Below are 21,095 nucleotides of genomic sequence, written 5' to 3' on the forward strand. Positions count from 1 at the left end.
CATGGCGAGCGATGCGCCGAACGGTCATACCTCGGACCTCGACTGGCTGCTCAGCGGTCTGGTCCAGCGTGTGCCGTACACCCGCAATGCAGTACTGCTCTCCTCCGACGGCCTGGTGAAGTCCGTACACGGCCTGGAACCCGACAGCGCCGACCACATGGCGGCCCTGGCCTCCGGCCTGTACTCCCTGGGACGCAGCGCCGGCGCGCGCTTCGGCGACGGGGGAGAGGTGCGCCAAGTCGTGGTGGAACTCGACTCGACCCTGCTCTTCGTCTCCACCGCCGGATCGGGCACCTGCCTGGCCGTGCTCGCCGGCCGTGAGGCCGACGCCGCCGTCCTCGGCTACGAAATGGCGATGCTCGTGAAAAGCGTCCGACCGTACCTCACCACTCCGGCCAGACAGTCGACCGGGGCGCCGAGCATCGCGGGGCAGTGATCGTGCCGGCGCCCAAGGACGGCCCCCTACTCGACGACGCCGCCGGCCGGCTCATCCGCCCCTACACGGTCAGCGGTGGCCGCACCCGCCCCACGGCCCCGCTGGACCTTCTCTCCCTGGTCATGGCCACCGGGGCCGTACCCAAGGACAACCTCGGACCGGAGCACGCGCTCGCGCTCGGGCTCTGTGACGGTCCGACATCCGTCGCCGAGATCGCCGCGCACCTGAGGCTTCCCGCAGTCGTCACCAAGGTGCTCCTCTCCGATCTCGTGGACTGCGGCGCGGTCACCGCCCGAGCGCCCCGCTGCCTTGACACACCGACCGACCGTTCATTGCTGGAGGCAGTGCTCGATGGCCTACGACGACGGCTCTGAAGTCGACAGCTCATGGAAGTACGGCCCTCGGACCGAAGGTCCGTCGGCCGGCGACTCCACGGGCCAAGGACCGCTCCCCCTGGCCCTTTCGCCCGGGCGCCCCGCGAGCGACGACCTCGACCCAGCGGAACGCACCGCGGCCGATCCACTCTTCCCGACCGCACTCAAAATCCTGGTCGCGGGAGGCTTCGGAGTCGGCAAGACCACTTTCGTGGGGGCGGTCAGCGAGATCGACCCGCTCAGTACGGAGGAACTGCTGACCCAGGTCAGCGCTGCCACCGACCCGCTCGAAGGGGTCGAATCGAAGACGACCACGACCGTCGCCATGGACTTCGGCCGCATCACCCTGGACGAACGCCATGTGCTCTACCTCTTCGGCACACCGGGCCAGGAGCGCTTCTGGTTCATGTGGGACGAACTCTCCGAGGGCGCACTCGGTGCCGTCATCCTCGCCGACACCCGAAGGCTCCAGGACTCCTTCTCCGCAGTGGACTTCTTCGAAGGGCGGGGAATCGGATTCGTCGTCGCCGTCAACGAGTTCGACGGGGCCTACCGGTACGACGCGGAAGAAGTCCGGTCCGCCATCGACCTCAAGCCCCAGGTACCGGTCGTGATGTGTGATGCGCGGATCGCCAGCTCGGGCATCGGCACCCTGGTCACCCTCGTCCAACACCTCCTCACCACCGCCCCGGTCCCCGCCCCCGCGCCGAGCTATGGAGCACCGACATGACGTACGACCCAACAGGCCATCTGCTGCTGACCCCCATCGACAGGGAAGCGCCCGTACGGGTCAAACGGCTGCGGCAACTCGGTTTCGGCGACCGACCCGACCCGGCCTTCGACGAATTCGCGCACCATTTGGCGCGGGTGACCGGGGCTCCGTACTCGATGGTCAACTTCATCGACGAGCACCGGCAGTTCTTCGCCGGCCTGCACACTCCAACCGGCGATCACGACAACCACGCCCTCAGTGCCGCAGTGACCGCGGTGGGCGGGGAGGTCAGCCGCTTCATGGACCGAGACCACGGGTACTGCCCGCACGTCGTCGTCCGGAGGAAGGCACTGGTCCTGGAGGACGTGTGCGACTACCCGAGATTCGCCGGGAACCCCGTCGTCGACGAAATCGGCATCCGCTCCTACCTGGGCGCGCCGCTCATCGACCGCACCGGGATCGCCCTCGGAACGATCTGCGTGGTCGACACCGAGCCCCGGCCCTGGGGCAGGGCCGGTCTGGAAACCATCAAGTCGCTCGCTGCGGAGCTGATCGAACAGATTCACCGCCGTGAAGACGGCGGCATCTAGACCACGACGGACGCCCGGAGGCATCGATCGGGCGTGGATACGACGGGGAGGCCCACTCGACGCGACCGAACGCGAGCCACCTCCTGCACCCCTGTGCGCCGGGACACACACCCGGCTGGGCGCAGCCGTATCCACTTCCCCCCATCAGACGGCTCCTCCCCACCGTCCGTACGACAGGATCACGGGTGCACTTGGTGGGCGCCCCCCTCCGAGGCCCCACCTCGACCCGACCGCCATCCACTCCCCCCGAACTCGTTCACGGGGGTGCCGCGCGACGACGCGGCCTGCCCAGGGCCCCTTCCCCGGGGACCGGCGTCTGCCTCGTTCAGACCGCCGGCTCCAGCTTGACCGCCTCGGACAGCCGCTGCGACCACTGGCCCTTCACCGTTCCCAGCGCCACCTCGGCCAGCCGGAGCAATTGGATGTCCGAGGTTCCCGCAGGCGCGAACATGTGAAGTGCGTCCCGCAGATAGCGCTCGATAGGGCGGTCGGTGAAGAGACCGGCCGCAGCATGGATCTCCATGGCATTGCGGGCCGAGTCGATGGTCGACTCCACATTGATCAACTTGGCGTTCATCAACTCCGCATCGCACGGCAGCCCCTGATCGAGCAGATGCACGGCGTGGTAGGCCGCGAGCCTCGCGGTCATCAGCCGTGACTGGAGCTTGCCCAGCTTCATCTTGATGGACGGCAAGTCATGGAGGGGATTGCCATAGCGGTACCGCTGCGCGCAGAACTTGGTCGTCTCGTCGAGGATCGCCTGGTGAATCCCCAGCGATACGGCGGTGAGGTTCGCCCGCCCGTAGAGCACGCTGGACGAGTACGCCACCGAGAGCCCGTCCCCCTCCGCGCCCAACCGGTTGCTCGCCGGCACCCGGCAGTTCTCGAAGAACAGTTCGCCGAAGCTGAAGCCGTGCAGCCCCAGCGCCGGGCGCTGCTCTCCGATGATGCAGCCGGGGCGGTCGGCCTCGACCAGGAATGCGGTCAACCCGCGCGAACCGGGTCCCGTCCTCACCACCACCCCGTGCAGATCGCCGATGTGGCTGTTGCCCACGTACACCTTCTGGCCATTGAGTATGTACTCGTCGCCGTCCCGAACGGCGGTGGCGGTCATGCCGAGCACATGGCCGCCCGAGTCGGGCTCGGTCACGGCGATCGTCGGCAGGCAGTGGCCGGCAGCGATGCTCGGCAGCCAGGTCCGCTTCTGCTCGGGGTTGCCGAAGTGCAGGATCTTGGCGACCCCCAACTGGGACGCCTGGACCATGGCGCCCATCGCGCCGCTGACCCGGGAGAGCTCTTCGATGATGATCGTCTTGGCCAGATGACCGGCGCCCATGCCGCCGTAGTCACGGCCGATGGTGGCGCCCAACCAACCCTGCCTCGCTATGAGCCGAGACAGGTCGCCATGAGCGGTCCGCGTTGCTTCCAACAGAGGGATTCGGGGCCTCACCTCCTTCTCTGCGAAGTCCCTGACATCGTTCCGAAGTCGATGATGCAGCTGACTGGCGAAGTACTCGTCCATCGCGAGCCTTCCTCTGCGATTACGCCTACTCGGGCGATTGTTCGAGTAGGTGGTGCGTGGAGAGGGTCGGGACGGTGCTGACCGGCCATCTCCGTTCTGCCGTACGGCATTCCCTGCGTGGTTCCCTCTGCTACATGTCGAGGGCGATGGATTCTCGGGGGGCCGGCACGGCCTGCCGACGGCCTGTCTCAGGCGTGCACAGACGCGACATCTGGCACCTTCTGAAGAACCGATACGGCATAGACCTGGACGGAAATGAACGTACCTGAACAGGGTGATTGAGCCACGAGGGGAAGCCTCCCAGCGCGTAGGAGCGTTATCCAGCGCGCGATGTGAGAGGGGTGGTGGATGGCGCACTCGTGGCCCTATGAAAAAGCACGCGCCCCCGCCTCCTCCATCACGGCGATAGCTTTATGCACCTATATGTGCACTATGCCGGAGAGTGCCGGGGGTCCTCCCGCCATGTTCCAGAGCGCGCGAGCCGACGGCCGCGCGCTCCTTTGCACCCCATGCACCTGCTCATCCATCGACCGCCCCGCCACATGACTCCCCTGAGGCTGCTGTGTCCTCCTCCGCGAGGCACGGCGAAGGGCGTTCCATGGCCAAGAAAGCGCTCTCTCGATCGGTTCGCCTACCCGGCGGATCGGTCAGGGAGCGGCTGTCAGTGCCGCATCGTACGGTCGTCGCATGGCCACCGCTGATGACGTTCGCAGAGTCGCGCTCTCCCTGCCCCGGACGATCGAGAAGCTCGCCTGGGGGATGCCGACCTTCCGCCTCGACGACGGCGGAAAGATCTTTGCTTCGCTCGATGACGACGATCGGGTGATGGGGGTGAAATGCCCCAAGGAGGAGCGGGCCGAGTTGATCGAGGCCGAGCCGACGAAGTTCTTCCTCCGTGAGGGCCACGACGACAACTACGCCTGGATCAGGGTCCGGCTCGCCGCGCTGGAGGACGAGGCCGAGCTCCATGCGATCTTGCTCGACTCCTGGCGCCAGGTCGCGCCCCGCAGACTGCTGGCCGCACATCCGGAGCTGGCACACCCCTCGCCCGAGCGACCCGCATGAGGGGAGCCGCGCCGTCCGGCCCGAGCCCGTCCTCCGCGGCCCCGCCCCGGGCGCCCTCCGCCCCGAGCGCCGGGCTGCTCTCGTTCACTCCCGTACGGCCCCGGATCTGCTCCATCCCTTCTGGCGACCGGGATCGCCGGGCGCGGAAAGCGGTTCGTGACCATCGCCCGGAGTGCGGTATTGTTCTCATGCGCGTTCAGCCAGGGGAAAACCCCAGGTCAAACGAGCATCGGGACGTGGCGCAGCTTGGTAGCGCACTTGACTGGGGGTCAAGGGGTCGCAGGTTCAAATCCTGTCGTCCCGACCACGCGGAAACGCTGGTCGGAGGCCGTTCTCTCATCCATGAGAGGGCGGCCTTTCGTGCGTCCGGGGGCGTGGTGGTCGCCGTGTGGTCGCACGCCCGGGCTGGGATTGATCGGCTTGCAGCGCTGGAGGCGGGTGGTGCGGGGGAGCGGAGCCGGCCGAGGGCTGCGCGGAGGCGGTGGAGGTGGTCGCGCGGTGGTCGCAGCTACGCGGGCCGGTGCGTACGACAGCCGTCTGCTGCGCTCCGCTGAGGACGTGGTCGATGGTGTCGACGGCCTGGTGTGCGTACGGCCCGGATGTCGTTCTCGGTCGTGACCGTATCCATCTGATGGTGGCGTTCGTGCTGGTGATGTGCGGGGCGGTCGGCGGATCCGTGTGCGAGAGGTGTGCCCGTTCCCCCGCGGGCTGCCGGGGAGTGCTCGCCGCTGGTGAACGAGGCGAGTAGAGGGCGTTCGCCGTCCGGGCGGCATGGGTGGTGTGGGCTTCATCCGGCGGAAGGGTCGGCTTCGCGTACAAAGGCGCAGGTTTTGCGTCAACTCGCTTGTTTTAAGCCTGAGTTAATGTGCGACGATCTTATGTTCAAGGGGTTCACGGCGGGCCCACAGCGGGCTCACAGCCGATGTCGGCGCTTCACCGTTCCCTTTCCGCTTCCGCGGTCTGCCCAGGAGGTCCGTTGCACCCCAGACGTATCCCCGCTCTCCCCCGAGCGTTACACCGTTCCCCTCTGCTCATAGCCTTTGCCCTCGGCTCGTTGCTCGTCGGGGCCACGCCATGGCTCGGCGTGGCGAGTACCGGGCCGGGCGGCCTCCGGCCGGCGTCCGCATCAGTCGGCCAGCAGGCGGCGAAGGTGTCGCCGCACCACGCCGTGGCCCCGGCGAACGCCATGGAGCCCGCGGCTCCGCTGCTCGACCGGACCGGATGGACCGTCACGGCGAGTGATGAGGAGACCGCCGCCGAGAACGGCCGCGCGGCCAACGTCCTCGACGGTAACGCGGCCACCATTTGGCACAGTAGGTATGCCGGCACCTCGGCCCCGCTGCCGCACAGCATCACTATCGACATGAACCGCACGGCGGTCGTCTCCGGCCTCGTCTACCTGCCCCGCAATGACGGCCCCAACGGGCGCGTCGGCGAGTACAGCATCAGCATGAGCGCGGATGGGCAGAACTGGGGCAGTCCCGTCGCCACCGGCACCCTCGCGGACGACGCCGCCGCCAAGACCCTCGGATTCGCCCCGACGGGCGCCCGGTTCGTCCGCCTCACCGCCGTCACCGAGGCCGGCAACCGCGGCCCGTGGACCACCGCCGCCGAGCTCAACCTGCTCGGCGACCCGGGAACCCCGGCCGCCACCGTCGACCTGCCCCGGACCGGATGGACGGCCACGGCGAGTGATGAGGAGACCGCCGCCGAGAACGGCCGCGCGGCCAACGTCCTCGACGGCAACGCGGCCACCATTTGGCACAGTAGGTATGCCGGCACCTCGGCCCCGCTGCCGCACAGCATCACCATCGACATGAACCGCACGACGGCCGTCTCCGCCCTCGTCTACCAGCCCCGCAACGACGGCCCCAACGGGCGCGCGGGCGCGTACACCGTTACCACCAGCACCGACGGGACCACCTTCGGCACCCCGGTCGCGGCGGGCACCTGGCGCGACGACGACACCGTCAAGACCGCCACCTTCACCCGCACCGCGACCGCCCGCTACGTACGCCTGACCGCGACCGGGGAGGCCGGCAACCGCGGGCCCTGGACCACGGCCGCCGAGATACGCCTGAGCGGACCGGCCAACCCGGCCACCCATGGCGCCTGGGGCCGGATCACCGGATTCCCCCTCGTACCGGTGGCCACCGCCGTCCTGCCCGGCGACAAGCTCCTGGCCTGGTCGGCGTACGCGGTCGACCGCTTCGGCGGCAGCAACGGCTACACCCAGACCGCGATCCTCGACCTGAAGACGGGCAAGGTCACCCAGCGCCGCGTCGACAACACCGGCCACGACATGTTCTGCCCGGGCATCGCGATGCTCGCCGACGGCCGGGTCCTGGTCACCGGCGGCAGCAACGCGGAGAAGGCCAGCATCTACAACCCGGCCACCGACACCTGGTCCGCGACCAGCAACATGAACATCGCCCGCGGCTACCAGTCGATGACCCTGCTCTCCACCGGCGAGGCCTTCGTCCTCGGCGGGTCCTGGAGCGGAGTCGCGGGTAGTGACAAGGCCGGTGAGGTCTGGTCGCCGAACACCTCTACCTGGCGCAAGCTCCCCGGCGTCCCGGCCACTTCGACCATGACCGCCGACCCGGCCGGCCCCTACCGCGCCGACAACCACATGTGGCTGTACGCCACTTCGGGCGGCAAGGTGCTCCAGCTCGGCCCGAGTAAGCAGATGAACTGGATCACCACCGCCGGGAACGGCAGCATCACCCCGGCCGGCACCCGCGCCGACAGCCAGGACGCCATGACCGGCAACGCCGTCGCGTACGACATCGGCAAACTGCTCACCCTGGGCGGCTCGCCCGCGTACGACAACGTGCCCGCCACCCGGCGCGCGTACACCGTGAGCATCAACGGCAGCCAGGTCCAGGCCGCGCGTACGGGCGACATGGACCAGGCCCGCGCCTTCGGCAACAGCGTCGTGATGCCCGACGGCAAGGTCGCCGTCTTCGGCGGCCAGTCGTACCCCGTGCCGTTCAGCGACGCCACCTCCGTGCTGACCCCCGAACTGTGGGACCCGGCGACCGGCAGGTTCACCCCGCTCGCCACCATGGCCATCCCGCGGAACTACCACAGCGTGGCGAACCTGCTGCCCGACGGCCGGATCTTCTCCGGCGGCGGCGGCCTCTGCGGCGACTGCGCCACCAACCACGCCGACGGAGCCGTGTTCACCCCGCCGTACCTGCTCAACGCGGACGGCTCACCCAAACCGCGTCCCGCCATCACCGGCGGCGTACCGCCCCAGGCCCCCGCGGGCACCTCGCTCACGGTCACCACCGGCGGGCCGGTGGCCTCCTTCGTGCTGATGCGGGCGGCGGCCGCGACCCACTCCACCGACAACGACCAGCGGCGTGTCCCCCTGACCTCCACCCCCGCGGGCGCCAACACCCATACGGTCTCCATCCCGGCCGACAGGGGCGTCGTCCTCCCCGGCACCTACATGCTCTTCGCCCTCAACGCCCAAGGAGTCCCCAGCACCGCCCGCTTCATCACCATCCCCTGACCCTCACCACTCCCGACCACCACCTGAAACCCCCTCGCCCCGCCCCGTCACCGGGGCGGGGCGAGGGCGAGTCCACCCCCGCGTGCGCGGGGACCATGGCCGAAAGATCTGGACCAGTACCGGGATCAGGCCGCGACGGGCTGCTGCTTGCGGTCCGGCGTCTTGATCTTGGGCTTCTTGTTCGGCAGCGAGAGCCGGAAGACCTTGTGCCATGCGGAGAACACCTGCTTGGGCAGCGGCCCGGTGACGTACTCCAGCTCGTACTTTTCAAACAGCGCGCGCACCTTCACCGCGACCTCGGCGTACCGGTTGCTCGGCAGGTCAGGGAACAGGTGGTGCTCGATCTGGTGCGACAGGTTGCCGGTCATGAAGTGCATGGCCTTGCTGCCGCTGATGTTCGCCGAGCCCATCATCTGGCGCAGGTACCACTGGCCGCGCGTCTCGCCCTTGATCGACCGGCGCTCGAAGACCTGCACGCCCTCGGGGAAGTGCCCGCACATGATCACCGAGTGGGACCAGATGTTGCGGACCAGGTTCGCGGTGAACGTGGCGGCGAGCGTGGTGAGGAACGACGGGCCCGACAGCAGCGGGTGGATCACGTAGTCCTTGAGCACCTGCTTGCGGATCTTGCGGCCCACGGCCTTGGCCCGCGCGCGGAACTCCGGGTTCTTGCGGCGGCGCTTGTGCAGGTTCCTGCCGAGCTCCAGGTCGTACGCTGCGATGCCGTACTCGAAGAAGCAGGCGTTGATGAAGTTCCACAGCGGCTGGCCGAGGTGGAACGGGTGCCACTTCTGGTCCTCGTCGACGCGCATGATGCCGTAACCGAGGTCGTTGTCCTTGCCGATCACGTTGGTGTAGGTGTGGTGCAACTCGTTGTGTGAGTGCTTCCACTGCTCGGACGGCGAGACGTGATCCCACTCCCAGGTGGAGGAGTGGATCTTCGGGTCCCGCATCCAGTCCCACTGGCCGTGCAGGATGTTGTGGCCGATCTCCATATTGTCCATGATCTTCGCCACGGACAGGCCGGCGGTGCCGATCAGCCACGCGGGCGGGAAGATCGAGAACAGCAGTACGCCCCGGCTGACCAGTTCCAGCTTGCGCTGCACCGATATGACCTTGCGGATGTAGGCGGCGTCCTTCTCTCCGCGGCTGGCGATCACCTCGTCGCGGATGGCGTCCAGCTCGCGGCCGAGCTCCTCGATCTGCTCCGCGGTCAGGTGGGCGGTGGGGTCGATGGCGGTCAAGGTGCTCCTACCGTTCGATGTCGCAGGGGCCCGCCGCGGCGGACACGCAGGTCTGGATGAGGACGCCCGGCTCGGCCTCGGTGATCTCGCCGGTGCGCAGGTCACGGACGGCGCCTGCCTTGAGCGGTGTGATGCAGCCGAAGCAGATGCCCATGCGGCACCCGGAAGGCATGAGCACGCCGGCCTCTTCGCCGACGTCCAGCAACGGCGTGGCGCCGTCCGCGTCGACGGTCTTGCCGGTGGTGCTGAACGTGACCTCGCCCCCGTCGCCGACAACGGTGATGCTGGGGCGGAAGCGTTCGATGTGCAGTCGCTCTTGTACACCGTGCTCGGTCCAGTGCTCTTCGGCGGCTTCGAGCAGGCCCGCGGGCCCGCAGGCCCAGGTCTCACGCTCGGCCCAGTCAGGCACCAGCTCGTCGAGACGGGTGATGTCGAGCATGCCGTCCGTGTCGGTGTGGACCTCGGTGAGACGCAGCTTCTTGGCCGCGACGAGGTCGTGCAGATCGTTGCGGAAGATCACGTCCTGCGGCTGCGGCGCGCAGTGGACCATGACGACGTCGTCGAACTCGCTGTCGCGCAGCATGCCCATCACAGGCGTGATGCCGCTGCCGGCCGTCAGATAGAGCACCTTGGCGGGCTTGGCCTTCGGCAGCACGAAGTCACCGGTCGCCTGGTCGAGCTGGATCAGCGTGCCCGGTCTTGCCCTGCGGACCAGGTGGTTGCTGACCTTGCCGTCCGGGATCGACTTCACGGTGATCGTGACGCGACCGTCCTGGCGGTTCGTCGGGGAGGTGATGGAGTAGGCACGCCACAGGCGCACCCCATCGACGTCGATCCCGATCCTTACGTACTGACCGGCCGTGTGGCCGCGCCAGCCCCGTCCTGGCCTGATCACGATGGTCGCGGCGTCATCCGTCTCGGGATGCACGGCTTCGATGCGCCCACGCAGGTCAGCGCCCGCACGCAGCGGACTGACCAGGTCGAGGTAATCCGACGGCAGCAGCGGCGTCGTGACCATCTCCAGCAGTTTCCACGCCCTACTGCGGAGGGCTGCACTCGTCATGGCTCCAGCTTGATGTGCCTCAGGGCGTAAAGTCCTACCCGTAGGACGTGAATCTGATCGGCTGAATTGTTCGCAGGGAACAAAAAATGGGGCATGTAATCCGGAGGGCCACCGAACTGGCCCTGGATGAGACGACGGTCACCGCACTTCGGGCCGAGCTGAAGAGCACCGCCGACGAGGTCGTCCAGGCGATCATCGACGAGGTCCCTCCCTACGCCAACGCCCTTTCGGGTCGCATGGGCGGCACCATCCGCCGAGCCGTCCGCACCGCCCTGGGGCACTACCTGGACCTTGCGAGCGGGAACGCCACGCGCGGTGACGCCGGTGATGCAGCCTACGAGCTGGGCCGCGGCGAGGTGCGCGGCGGCCGTTCGATGGACGCCCTGCTCAGCGCCTACCGCGTCGGCGCCCGCGTGGCCTGGCGATGCCTGGCGGCGGGTGCCGTGCCCGCAGGTCTGCCCGCCGCCGAGGTCGCCAAGTTCGCCGAGCTGACCTTCGCCTACATCGACGAGCTCTCCGCCGCGAGCGCCGCGGGCCACGCCGACGAACTGGCCGCCCGCGGCCGGGTCCACGAGCGCCACCTGGAACACCTGGCCCGCGACCTCCTCGCCGGAGCGAGCCCGGACGTGCTGCTGGCCTCTGCTCAGCGGGCAGGGTGGCAGCCTCCCGTTTCGCTGACCGCGGTCCTGTTGCCCGCTGCCCAGGCCCGGCCCGCCTACCGCGCGCTCGACCCGAGCACCCTCGTCCTCGACGATCTGCCGGACGCCACCGGTGTGCTGTTCGTCCCCGACGCCGACCGATCACATCTCCTGAGACAGCTGACCGACCGCACCGCCGTGGTCGGCCCGCCCCGGCCATGGACCCGGGCGTCCGCCTCGTACACACGAGCCGTACGCGCGCGCTCCCTCTCCTCCGATGTTCGCGACACCGAGGACCACCTGCCCGAGCTGGTGCTCAGCGCCGACGTGGACGCGTTCGCAGATCTGCGTGCCCGGGCGCTCGCACCGTTGCGGACCTTGCCCGTCGCAACGGCACGGCGGCTGGAGGAGACGTTGCGGGCATGGCTGCTGCACCAGGGCAGACGGGACGAGGTGGCGGCGGCGTTGTTCGTCCATCCCCAGACGGTCCGGTACCGGATGTCGCAGCTGCGGGAGCTGTTTCCGGATCTGGCATCGCCGCACCGGGTCCTTGAACTGACGCTGGCGGTCGGTCTTCGGGCCAGCTGACGCGAGAACGACACCGGGCCACGCCTTCCGGGGAGCGCCCGCCGCAAGGGCTCCTCCATCGCCTCCGGTTACATCGCATCAGGGCCGGGGTCGGGGATCCGGCTGTGGACATCCTCCACCAGGTTCTGCACCCCCATGCGGAAGATCTCGGCCTGGTGCCCGCCGAGGAAGCCGGTGTGCCCGAACACCTCCAGGACGACGAGGCCGTGCAGATGTCCCCACGCGCTCAGGAGAAGAGCGATGGCGGGAGGCGGCAGGGCACCCAGGCCGTGCGGCGGCAGCTGTTCCAGATGCGCCCGCATCGAGGGTGAGATCGCCGGGGCGTCGGCCGCTGCCAGCTGAGCCGTGGTGAACCCGTCGAACATTTCCCGCTGGAAGATCGAGCTCATCCGGATCATCGCCTGGGTGGTCGGCCCATTGGCGGGTGCCGCGTACTTCCGCAGCGGTGTTCCGTAGAGGAGTTGGAACCGCTCGGGATGGGTGATGGCCCATCGGCGGTACTCCTCGCTCGCGATCAGTACGCGCGATGTGGTCGCATCCGCCGCCGCCGCGTCGAGGGCGGCCTGTACGGCGTCGGCCATGTCGTCGTACGCCTTGGTGATGAGCGCGGTGACGAGATCGGCCCAGCTCGGAAAGTAGTGGTACAGCGCCTGGACGGTCATCCCGAGGTCCCGGGCGATCGCGCGGAGGGACAGGGCCGCAGGACCGTTCTCGACGATGTGGCGCTCGGCGGCATCCAGGATCTCTTGAGTGGCTGCTGCCCGACGCCGCTCGCGCAGGGAGAGTCGGGCCGTCACACGTTCTTCCGCAGGCATGGGACGACCCTACGACGGCACCTGCTGGTAGGTCAGCAGAAACCATGGAGTGTGAGGAAAATCTAACACTGCCAAATTTTCTAGTGCCCCGCTAACTTCGAAAGCGGCGACGAAGAAATGCGGCAGCGGGTCTGCTCCGACGCGGTGAAGGTCTTCCGCGCAGCCACCCACGCCCGCCTCCGCCCCTGCTTCGACCAGCCCGATCCCGTACGCCGGGCTCTCACCATCAGTGCGCAAAAGGGAGATCACGCGTGTTTGAACGCATAGCCGAACTGGTGATTCGCCGGCCCCGGCTGATACTTGTCATCGCCGTCATGGCTGTGGCCCTCATGGGTGTCGCGGGTGCCGGCGCGTTCGGCAAACTGCTGGAAGGCGGCTATGACGACCCGACCTCGCAGTCCACCCGGGCGGGGAAGGTCATCGGCGAGAAGTTCGGCGGGGAGACGAACCTCGTCCTGCTGGTCCGTGCTCCCGAAGGCCGTGTCGACACCCCGGACGCCGAGCGGCACGGCCGGGCCCTGGTGGCCGACCTCAAGAAGGAGCGGCAGCTGGAGAACGTGATCTCGTACTGGGACGCGGACAACCCCGACCTCCGCTCCGAGGACGGCCGCGAAGCCCTGGTGCTCGCCCATGTGAAGGGTGACGAAACGGAGCAGGGCAAGAACGCCAAGGCCATCATCGACGCCTACTCGGGAGAGTACGAGGACGCCCTGACCGTTCAGGCCGGCGGCGGCGCCGCGGTGGGCGACGAGATGGGAACCCAGGTGGGTGACGACCTGATCCTCGCCGAGGCCATCGCCGTGCCCCTGACCCTCGTACTCCTCCTGATCGTCTTCGGCAGCGTGGTCGCGGCCCTGCTGCCGTTGGTGATCGGACTCGTCGCCGTCATGGGCACGTTCGCCGAGCTCTTTCTGCTCGGCAGCGTCACCGAGGTCTCCGTCTTCTCGATCAACCTGACCACCGCACTGGGCCTCGGTCTCGGTATCGACTACGCCCTGCTGATGGTCAGCCGATTCCGCGAGCAACTGGCGGCCGGGGAGACCGTGGAGGACGCCGTACGGAGGACGGTGGGCACCGCGGGCCGTACCGTCGCCTTCTCCGCCGCGACCGTGGCCGCCGCGCTCGGCGCACTCCTGGTGTTCCCGCAGTACTTCCTCCGCTCGTTCGGATACGCCGGGATCGGTGTCGTCGTCATCGCGGCCGTGAGCACCCTGTTCGTGATGCCGGCGCTCTTCGTCGTGCTGGGACACCGGGTCAACAGCGGTCGCCTGCCGTGGGTGAACCCGGGGCGCTCCGACAGCCGGGGCCGTGTCTGGGGGCGGTTGGCGCGCACCGTCATGCGGCGACCCGCCCTCACCGCGCTGCCCGTCCTCGCCGTGCTCGTCCTCGCGGCGAGCCCGCTGCTGGGCATCACCTTCGGCACGCCGGACGAACGCGTGCTTCCCGAGGACGCCCAGAGTCGCCAGGTCGCATCGGCACTGGAGGAGAACTTCAGGGGCAATGACGAAGCAGCCCTCCACGTCGTCATCGACAGGCCGGTGAGCAAGGCCCCCTTGGAGTCCTACGCGGTCGCACTGTCCGGGCTCAAGGGCGTCGCCCGCGTCGAGACCAGCGCCGGCACCTTCGCCGAGGGACGGCTCACCACGACCGGCCCCGCCCATGCCGCACTCGGTCGCCCCGACGCACAGCGGATCAACGTGGTGAGCGACCTGGCGTCGAAGTCGGCCGAGGCCCAGCGCCTCGTCGAGAAGGTCAGGGCAGTCACTCCGCCCGACGGATCACGCCCCCTGGTGGGTGGAGTCGACGCCGTACTGGTCGATTCCAAGGACTCCATCGGCGGTCAGCTCCCCCTCGCGGTGACCCTGGTCGCGCTCACCACCTTCGTGCTGCTCTTCCTCTTCACCGGCAGCGTCGTGCAGCCGCTGCGGGCGCTGCTGCTCAACCTGATCAGCCTGGGGGCCACCCTCGGCGTCATGACCTGGATCTTCCAGGACGGGAACCTCTCCTCCCTGCTCGGTTTCACGGCACAGCCGATGGATGTGTCCATGACCGTGTTGATGTTCTGCGTGGCCTTCGGCCTCTCGATGGACTACGAGGTGTTCGTCACCAGCCGGATCAAGGAACTCCACGACCTGGGCGAGGACAACGAGTCCGCCGTCGCCAACGGCCTCGGGCACACGGGACGGATCGTCAGCGCTGCGGCCGTGCTGCTCGCCGTCTCCTTCTTCGCCTTCGGCACGGCCGAACTCAGCTTCCTCCAACTGTTCGGACTGGGCGCCGGGTTGGCCATCCTCATCGACGCCGTCGCCGTACGCGGTGTTCTGGTCCCCGCCGCGATGCGCCTCCTCGGGAACTCGGCCTGGTACGCGCCCCGCTTCCTGCGCAAGCTCCACGACCGGTACGGCCTCAGCGAGGGCGGCCCCGCGCCGCGCCCCGTGACCACGCCGGAGCCCGTGACGGAGTCCCCGTACGAGAAGAACTCGACCAAGGTCTGACCGGACGAACAACAATCCACGCCGTGCCCGCCACCCGACCGGAGGCGGGCACGGCCGCATGGGGTGCGCCCGGCAAGGGGACCTCGTGGTCACTTCGAGCTGTCCCAGCCGGTCCCGCACTGCCTGCGGTGCGGGCCGTGGTGCGCCGCTTCGCGGCCGAAGCCGCCGGTGGTGGGCGCCGATCTGGTCATCGACAGCGGACCCTCGGCCTGACGGTGCGTCTGCCGTCACGGCGTAACGTTTCCATATGATTGATCAACTGCCGTGCACAGAGGGGGCATTGACAGTCACATCGATCAGCGTCACGGTGAGGGTGCTCGCGTGTTCCGAGACCGGAGGTCACCCCCTTGGACAGTTCGTCAGCACCCCGTTCGGATACCGACATCGTCGAACGCGTACGCGAGCTCCGGTCGCTTATCCGCTCGCACGCGGCGCGTTCGGAACAGCAGCGGCGGGTGACGGGCGAGGTCGTCGAGGCCCTCACGGACGCCGGGATCTTTCACATGAACGTTCCTCGCCACCACGGGGGATACCAGACCCCGTTACGGACCCAGGTCGATGCGTTGGTCGAGGTTTCCGCCGCATGTGGGTCGGCCGGGTACACGGCGTTGATTCAGACGAGTGGTGGGTTCATCGCGGCCCTGTTCCCCGACGAGGCCCAGGACGAGATCTTCGCCGGCCCCCATGCCCGGATCGGCGGCACCCTCATCCCGAGTTCGAAAGCCGTTCCGGTGGACGGCGGCTATGCGGTGAGTGGGAGATCTCCCTTCGCCACAGGCTGTCAGGACGCCGGTTGGCATCTGCTGACCGCGCTGGCCGACACCGGGGACGGCCCGCCGGAGATGCTGTGGCTGGCGGTCCCCATGACCGATCTCAAGGTGCTGGACGACTGGGACGTCTCCGGTCTGACCGGGAGCGGCAGCAACACCGTCGTCGCCCAGGACATCTTTGTGCCCGCCCATCGCGTGCTGCCGGTGGGGCCGTTGCTGTCGGGCGCGTTTCCGTCGCAACGCAACAGCGACGACCCCTTCTACCGGATGCCGTTGATGGTGTTGTTCTGCGCCTGGACGGCAGCGAGCGCGATCGGTCTGGCACGGGCCGCCGTGACGGAGTTCGGGGAGCGGATCCACCAGCGGGGCATCACATACACCTTCTACGAGCGCCAGTACGAAGCCCCGGTGACGCATCTCCAGTTCGCCGAGGCCGAGATGAAGGTGTCCTCCGCGGAGCTGCTCACCGCCGACTTGGTGGGGCTGATCGAATCCAAGGCGGCCAGCGGAGAGCCGTACACGACCAAGGAGCGCGCCCGGATCAGGGGGCAGTCCGGATATCTGACTCGGTTGTGCAAGGAGGCGGGCGATCTGATCGGGTCCGCTTCTGGTGCCTCGTCCCTCCAGCGAGAGGTGCCGATCCAGCGGATCGTACGAGACCTGAACGCCCTGAACCTGCACTCCTTCCTCAATCCCGCCACCAATCTGGAGGTGTACGGCAGGGTGCTGTCGGGCCTCGACGCTGGGACGCCGTTCCTCTAGTTCCGTGCCGGGCGTCGTGGGCCGGTGAACGTCTCCGGTCACAGCACGAGGAGTGCCCGGCCTGCGGGAGGGGCGTTCCAGGCCGGGATCGGGCTGTAGGGGTGAGCGCTACCGGGCGGTGCGGGCCTGATGTCTCCCGCACCGAACGGTGTCAGCCCAGGCGCTGGAGTGCCTTCTCCTTGCGGGCGGCGACGCTGGACCCGGACTCGCGGCGTGCCATGCGGCGCAGCAGGACAGGGGCGAGGAGCAGACCGATCACGGCCCAGCCGCCGAGTACCGCCACGGTCTCCAGCTGCCGCCACGAGTCGCCGATCTCAACGCTGACGGCTGCGTCGGGCAGTAGTGCGGAGCGCATCCCGAGGCCGAGCCAGTAGATGGGGAACACCTGGGCGAGGCCCTGGACCCAGTCGGGGAGTGAGGCGATCGGGTAGAAGATGCCGGAGATGCCGATCAGGGCGAGGACCGGCAGCATGAGGATGCCCTGACTGCGGGCGCTGGTGAAGACCGAGCCGAGCACCGCGCCGATCGGCAGGGTCGCCAACAGTCCGAGCGCGAGCACCCACGCAAGGGTCAGCCATGCGCCGCTGTCGCCGACGGACAGGCCGTCGATGAGGATCAGACCGGGGATCAGAAGGATCGCGAGGTCGATGAGGAGACAGCCGGAGACCGAGATGATCTTGCCCGTGAGATAGCCCAGCATCCCGTTCGGCGTGGCCTTAGCCCGGAGCAGGGTGCCGTCCTCCCGGTCAGCGGTGAGATGCTGGCTCATGGTCATGATCGCCATCGACGCGTTCATGCCCAGGATGCTGGGGAGCACGAGTGTGCCCAGCATGAATCCGCTGCCGTCGAAGTCGACGTCGCGCATGAAGAACATAACGACCAGCATCAGTACGGGCCAGAAGAAGTGGTTGAAGATGTCCCCGGCGTTGGTGACGGACTGCCGGATCTCGATCACACCGCGGGTCCAGCCCGCTCGTAGGGCCGTTGTGGTCGGGTTCATCGGGGCGCTCCTCCGTCCACGGCCGTCGTCCGGCCCGCCGGTTCCGTCGTCTCTTCGCCGCGCGTTTCGGCCTTCCTGACCATGGCGAGGTACGTGTCCTCCAGCGAGGCCCTGCGGACCTCCAGATCGGCTATCTCCTCGCCGTACTCCTCGAACAGACCGAAGGCGAACCCGGTGGAGTCGACGGTGGACCGCTCGTACTGCTGCCCCTGCCGGGTCCAGCGGACCGTGTCCTCGCCGGCGATGCGCCGGGCGAGTTCCTCCGCCGTCCCGTCGCCGATGATCCGACCGCCGTCGAGGATCAGGATGCGGTCCGCGAGCTTCTCGGCTTCCGCCAGATCGTGCGTGGTGAGCAGGATCGTCGTTTCGTGCTCGCGGGCGAGCCGGCCGACGAGCTCGTGGAACTCGTGGCGGGCCACCGGGTCGAGGCCCGCGGTGGGCTCGTCGAGGAAGAGGAGTTCGGGGCGGCCCGCGATGCCGACCGCCACGTCGAGCCTGCGGCGCTGGCCGCCCGAGAGCATCCTGACCTTCTTGTGCGCGTGCTCGGTGAGGCCGACGGATGCCATGAGATCGTCGGTGTCCCAGGGCCGCTGGATCGTGTCCGTGGAGTAGGCGGTGTAGTAGCTGCCGAGATGGGCGAGCAACTCGCGTACGTACCAGCGGCCGTGGTCGCGCCAGGACTGGAGTACGACTCCGACGCGTGCCCGCCACCGCTCGTCGCCGTGCGCGGGATCGATGCCCAGTACCCGGACGCGGCCCGCCGACCGCATCCTGAAGCCTTCCAGGACCTCGATCGTGGTGGTCTTCCCGGCGCCGTTCGGACCGAGCAAGCACATCACTTCGCCCTGTCGCACCCCGAAGGTCACGTCATGCAAGACGTCCGTGGAGCCGTAGCGCATCCGCAGGCCCTCGACATCGAGCACGACCTCCTCGCTTCCGTGCATGGTTGTTCCACCTCTCGTCAATGGACTGCGGTCACAGGGCCGTCGTCGAAGAACCGGCGGGGTTCGCTCACGGGGGCCCCGGGGGAAGCGACGGACCGGGGCGGGGACGGGCGGCGAAACCGTCCCGGGCTGTCGTGCTCACGGCCGTCCGGACCCGGTGCCGCTCGACCGGTCCGTGGTCACTCGGACCGACGGATCATCACGTCTCCGTCGAAGGTGCGGACCTCGACTTCGACGATGTCCACCGAGTCGCCGGGTCCTTCGGCCGCGTCCAAGGCGTTGTGCACGGTGCCGAAGACCGTGCCCAGGTCGTACTTCATGGCACTGCCTGGGCGGATACCGACCTCGATGTCCCCCGAGGAGGCGGTCAACAGCACCCGTCCGCGTCTGGCCTCGCCGATCCTGACCCTGCCGGAGGCCGTCTTGACCTCGACGTCGCCATGGGCGCGGGCGATGTCGATGTTGCCGTTGGCACCGCTCACCTTGAGCGTTCCGGTGACCTCTCCCACGGAGTTGGAGCCATGGTCGTTCTTGATCACCGCGGTGCCCTCGATCTCGTCGATGCGGACCGCCCCCGACTTCTTGGTGATCTCGCCGTGGCCCGTGATCCGGGCCACCGCGATGTCGCCGGAAACCGCAGTGATGCGCAGTGGCCCCGTGTGGTCGAGCGCGATGTCACTCGCCACGGTCTCGAACTGACACTCGCCGAGGCGGCCTTCGGAGTGCAGCCCGGCCCAGGCGGATCCTCCCCGTACACGGGATCCTTCGGGGAGTTCGACCGTCACCTGCACCGAACCGCCCTCCTGTTGCAGCGCGCTGGACCTCCGCAGCAGTCGCCAATCCGTCTTGACCTGCAACTTCCCTCGCGAGAAGGTGACTCGTATCTTTTCGGCGGCCGTGACGTCGGACACCTTGGAACGGTCCGTGGGGCGTACCTCCACGACCGTGTCCGCGCGGTCACTTGCTCTGAGCCTGATGTCCCCGATGCCTATCTCGAACACCGCGGTGATCGGTTCGGGGGTATCGAAACTGGCCACTGTCGGTCCTTCCGTCGCGCGCCCGTTTGCCTCTTGACGGCTGCTATCGCGCCCAGCCGGTGTAGCGCTTGTTCACCGGAGGGCCCCGCCGCTCGGGGCGACGGCTGCCCACCCGGAGCGCTGCTGTGACGGTCCGCACCAGCCAGGCGTTCACCGAGAGCCGCTCCAGGCTGGCCGCCTCTTCGACCTGGGCCTTGAGGCCCTCGGACGGACGGAAGGTGATCCGGGCGGGCTCGCCCCCGGATTCCGTCGGTGGGCTCGGGTCGCCGTAACCGGTTTCGTCGTCTTCGAGCAATGGTTCGGTGGGCGGCGGAATCACCACGAATCTGAGGTCGACGCCGCGCAGGCGCACTTCCACCGATCCCGGTACGAGGTCACCGGTGATCTCTTCCGCCGCGTCCGACAGTGCTTGGAGCAGCGTGAGCCGGACTGACGAGTCGAATGCCGCGATGAGTTCTTCCCCGACCGCGCGGGTTTCTTCGCCACGTGCTTTCGCTGCGGCCAGGAAGTCACGGCGAAGGCCCTCGACATAGGGCGTCAGATCCATGACGTCATAGTGGCACGCGTGTGGCGCTACGACAATCGTCTTGATGGCACTGCCTCTGCCACCTCTCGCTCGAAACGCCTTTGATGGGGTCTCAATATCCCTATATTTAGGGTCAATTAGGGTGACGTCACTCTTGCGCTGTGGTGGTCATCGATGCGGTTGTGTGGCGCTATCTCGTCACATCGGCAGGCGAAAGTGCCGCTGTATGGGAGCGTTGGTGGCGCGGGGCCCGGACGCGTTGGGCGCATCGCTCGGCCGTGGGTCGCGAGGTGCCGGGCGATGGACGCCGCTCCCGGTGGGAAAGATGCGGTCAGCCGGCGCCGGACTGCGCAGCCCGAGGAAGGAGTTGGAGGTCCGAGTGGGGAAGCGGAGCGATGTGTCGACCGTCCACGGTGTGGCAACCGTCCACGGTGCAGGCCCGGGCGGCAGTCCTCCGTTCACTCGGGCCCTGTGAACACCATGGGTCGATACTCCTACTGCAAGGTCTTTGTGCGGGGGCTGAGTGCGGAACGCACGGAGGGCCTTTTGAGCAGTGCGTTCGGCGGGTCCTTCACCCGCCGGTGGATGACGGTGGAAGGCATCGACATCGAGGTTCGCCGAGGCCCGGCCGCCCGGGGGCGCGTGGACTCGTGCCGGGACTTCGTGTGGTGGCCCGTGCAGATCGAGCTGGAGCCGTCGCGGCCGGAGGGCGAAGCAAGGATGGTGGATTCGACGAGATGCGTCCTCGCTGCTCTCTGGGCAGCAGAGGCGCAGGCAGTTGCCGCATGTGACTACGAGGACGAGCTGCCCTGGCAGGGCGGAAGCCAACTGCTGGGCGATTGACCGCCGCCGCACCGTACTCATCACACGTGGTCATCCGTGCGGCGTTCACGGTGCGTCGCGCGGACCTCCTCCGGCTGATGCCGTTGTGTTCCCGTACGGGAGTTGTCGGCCGCGGGGTTCGATGCGGGCAGGTGGGTGCCGGGCGGCGGGC

Annotated in this window: 18 protein-coding genes and 1 tRNA gene; 11 read left to right on the plus strand and 8 right to left on the minus strand. The window is 68.2% G+C overall.

The annotated features are described in order from the left end of the window. Window position 1: 1 nt before the first annotated feature. Genes ABZ348_RS12750 through ABZ348_RS12765 form a run of 4 tightly spaced genes read left to right on the plus strand, consistent with a single transcriptional unit; the run spans window position 2 to window position 2,112 of the window. Window positions 2-436, plus strand: coding sequence for a roadblock/LC7 domain-containing protein (locus ABZ348_RS12750; RefSeq protein WP_250917119.1), 435 nt, complete (start codon window positions 2-4; stop codon window positions 434-436). A gap of 2 nt (window positions 437-438) precedes the next feature. Next, window positions 439-810 carry a DUF742 domain-containing protein gene (locus ABZ348_RS12755; RefSeq protein ID WP_358932174.1) on the plus strand — a complete coding sequence of 124 codons (372 nt, stop codon included), beginning with the start codon at window positions 439-441 and terminating at the stop codon, window positions 808-810. Further along, a complete protein-coding gene (locus ABZ348_RS12760; protein ID WP_358932176.1) occupies window positions 788-1,540 on the plus strand; it encodes an ATP/GTP-binding protein in 753 nt (250 codons plus the stop codon). Before ABZ348_RS12755 ends, ABZ348_RS12760 begins: the two co-directional genes overlap by 23 nt. Beyond that, the gene (locus ABZ348_RS12765; protein WP_358932178.1) at window positions 1,537-2,112 is read left to right on the plus strand and encodes a GAF domain-containing protein; all 576 of its coding nucleotides are present in this window, start codon (window positions 1,537-1,539) and stop codon (window positions 2,110-2,112) included. Before ABZ348_RS12760 ends, ABZ348_RS12765 begins: the two co-directional genes overlap by 4 nt. A 325-nt stretch (window positions 2,113-2,437) precedes the next feature. On the opposite strand, the gene ABZ348_RS12770 is transcribed toward ABZ348_RS12765, so the two are convergent. After that, window positions 2,438-3,634, minus strand: coding sequence for an acyl-CoA dehydrogenase family protein (locus ABZ348_RS12770; protein WP_358932180.1), 1,197 nt, complete (start codon window positions 3,632-3,634; stop codon window positions 2,438-2,440). A gap of 687 nt (window positions 3,635-4,321) precedes the next feature. On the opposite strand from ABZ348_RS12770, the gene ABZ348_RS12775 reads away from it, so the two are divergent. The 3 genes from ABZ348_RS12775 (at window position 4,322) to ABZ348_RS12785 (ending at window position 8,219) form a co-directional block, all read left to right on the plus strand. Beyond that, window positions 4,322-4,699, plus strand: a complete 378-nt coding sequence (locus ABZ348_RS12775; RefSeq protein ID WP_358932182.1) for an MmcQ/YjbR family DNA-binding protein — start codon at window positions 4,322-4,324, stop codon at window positions 4,697-4,699. Window positions 4,700-4,929: 230 nt separating this feature from the next. After that, a tRNA-Pro gene (locus tag ABZ348_RS12780) sits at window positions 4,930-5,006 on the plus strand. 777 nt (window positions 5,007-5,783) lie between these two features. Next, window positions 5,784-8,219, plus strand: coding sequence for a discoidin domain-containing protein (locus ABZ348_RS12785; protein ID WP_358932184.1), 2,436 nt, complete (start codon window positions 5,784-5,786; stop codon window positions 8,217-8,219). Between the two features lie 125 nt (window positions 8,220-8,344). On the opposite strand, the gene ABZ348_RS12790 is transcribed toward ABZ348_RS12785, so the two are convergent. Further along, entirely contained in the window at window positions 8,345-9,463 is a 1,119-nt protein-coding gene (locus tag ABZ348_RS12790; protein ID WP_358932186.1) for an acyl-CoA desaturase, read from the minus strand. A gap of 7 nt (window positions 9,464-9,470) precedes the next feature. Further along, complete coding sequence (locus ABZ348_RS12795; RefSeq protein ID WP_358932188.1) at window positions 9,471-10,526, minus strand: ferredoxin reductase; 1,056 nt, start codon at window positions 10,524-10,526, stop codon at window positions 9,471-9,473. A gap of 86 nt (window positions 10,527-10,612) precedes the next feature. On the opposite strand from ABZ348_RS12795, the gene ABZ348_RS12800 reads away from it, so the two are divergent. Further along, complete coding sequence (locus ABZ348_RS12800) at window positions 10,613-11,752, plus strand: helix-turn-helix domain-containing protein (RefSeq protein WP_358932190.1); 1,140 nt, start codon at window positions 10,613-10,615, stop codon at window positions 11,750-11,752. A 68-nt stretch (window positions 11,753-11,820) separates the two neighbouring features. Here the strand turns inward: ABZ348_RS12800 and ABZ348_RS12805 are convergent, their stop codons facing one another. Continuing rightward, on the minus strand, window positions 11,821-12,567 hold the full coding sequence (locus ABZ348_RS12805) for a TetR/AcrR family transcriptional regulator (RefSeq protein ID WP_358932192.1): 747 nt from the start codon (window positions 12,565-12,567) through the stop codon (window positions 11,821-11,823). A 251-nt stretch (window positions 12,568-12,818) separates the two neighbouring features. Here ABZ348_RS12805 and ABZ348_RS12810 point away from each other — a divergent pair, with 251 nt between their 5' ends. Together ABZ348_RS12810 and ABZ348_RS12815 are read left to right on the plus strand one after the other, a co-directional pair. Beyond that, window positions 12,819-15,062 (plus strand): MMPL family transporter, encoded by a 2,244-nt coding sequence (locus tag ABZ348_RS12810; RefSeq protein WP_358932194.1) that lies wholly within the window; start codon window positions 12,819-12,821, stop codon window positions 15,060-15,062. Window positions 15,063-15,409: 347 nt separating this feature from the next. After that, window positions 15,410-16,594 carry an acyl-CoA dehydrogenase family protein gene (locus ABZ348_RS12815; protein ID WP_358932196.1) on the plus strand — a complete coding sequence of 395 codons (1,185 nt, stop codon included), beginning with the start codon at window positions 15,410-15,412 and terminating at the stop codon, window positions 16,592-16,594. Between the two features lie 151 nt (window positions 16,595-16,745). On the opposite strand, the gene ABZ348_RS12820 is transcribed toward ABZ348_RS12815, so the two are convergent. The 4 genes from ABZ348_RS12820 to ABZ348_RS12835 form a co-directional block, all read right to left on the minus strand. Further along, entirely contained in the window at window positions 16,746-17,594 is an 849-nt protein-coding gene (locus ABZ348_RS12820) for an ABC transporter permease (protein ID WP_358932198.1), read from the minus strand. Beyond that, window positions 17,591-18,538, minus strand: coding sequence for an ABC transporter ATP-binding protein (locus ABZ348_RS12825; protein WP_358932200.1), 948 nt, complete (start codon window positions 18,536-18,538; stop codon window positions 17,591-17,593). Before ABZ348_RS12825 ends, ABZ348_RS12820 begins: the two co-directional genes overlap by 4 nt. Window positions 18,539-18,717: 179 nt before the next feature. Then, window positions 18,718-19,575: a DUF4097 family beta strand repeat-containing protein gene (locus ABZ348_RS12830; RefSeq protein WP_358932202.1), complete on the minus strand. Its 858-nt coding sequence runs from the start codon at window positions 19,573-19,575 to the stop codon at window positions 18,718-18,720. Window positions 19,576-19,618: 43 nt separating this feature from the next. After that, window positions 19,619-20,122 carry a hypothetical protein gene (locus tag ABZ348_RS12835; protein WP_358932204.1) on the minus strand — a complete coding sequence of 168 codons (504 nt, stop codon included), beginning with the start codon at window positions 20,120-20,122 and terminating at the stop codon, window positions 19,619-19,621. Between the two features lie 525 nt (window positions 20,123-20,647). On the opposite strand from ABZ348_RS12835, the gene ABZ348_RS12840 reads away from it, so the two are divergent. After that, the gene (locus ABZ348_RS12840) at window positions 20,648-20,944 is read left to right on the plus strand and encodes a hypothetical protein (RefSeq protein ID WP_358932206.1); all 297 of its coding nucleotides are present in this window, start codon (window positions 20,648-20,650) and stop codon (window positions 20,942-20,944) included. The last annotated feature ends 151 nt before the right edge of the window (window positions 20,945-21,095 follow it).

This window comes from Streptomyces sp. NPDC005963 (assembly GCF_040638655.1).
Lineage (GTDB): Bacteria > Actinomycetota > Actinomycetes > Streptomycetales > Streptomycetaceae > Streptomyces.